At 63.8% G+C, this 447-nt stretch carries 1 pseudogene; it reads right to left on the bottom strand.

What is annotated here, in order from left to right:
- A pseudogene (locus M3636_RS29190) lies at positions 1-326 on the bottom strand (IS21 family transposase); the annotation flags it as partial.
- Positions 327-447 lie beyond the last annotated feature (121 nt).

The raw sequence follows: 447 nt of genomic DNA, 5'->3' as shown, positions 1-447 counted from the left end.
CAATAGCTGCCGGCGTAGCCATGATTGCGTTGAAGGGCGGCATGGATCGTGGTGCCCTGAACGCCGGCGGCAAGCCATTCGCGGACCTGTTCGCGATATGGCTCAACCGTCGACACACAGGTGTGCGGCAGGTGCGGCGTGCGCCCGAAGACACCCGCGATCGTAGCGTCGTCCGGCAGCGGCTGCACCGGATCCAGCCAACTACGCGCTTCAGCCTCGCGGCGCACGGTCGTCAGCTTCTTGCGCCCCATCAACCCGCCGCGCGCGATGTCGCGGTCAGAATCGCCTTGCCGCATGCGGACAAGGACTTGGCGGTATTCAAACAATTCGAACCTCCTCCTGTTGGCCATGGACGCTCCGTTCAAAAAGAACGGAGCGTACCGACTCGGAAAGTTCGAACCGCGTTCTCGCCCTGATGCTGCTGGCGCCTATGCGCCGCCCCTAACG

It is taken from the genome of Paenibacillus sp. MER 99-2 (assembly GCF_023714095.1).
Classification (GTDB): domain Bacteria; phylum Bacillota; class Bacilli; order Paenibacillales; family Paenibacillaceae; genus Paenibacillus.
The sequence above is the reverse complement of the archived record's forward strand: the minus strand, read 5'-3'. Positions and strand labels throughout refer to the sequence as shown.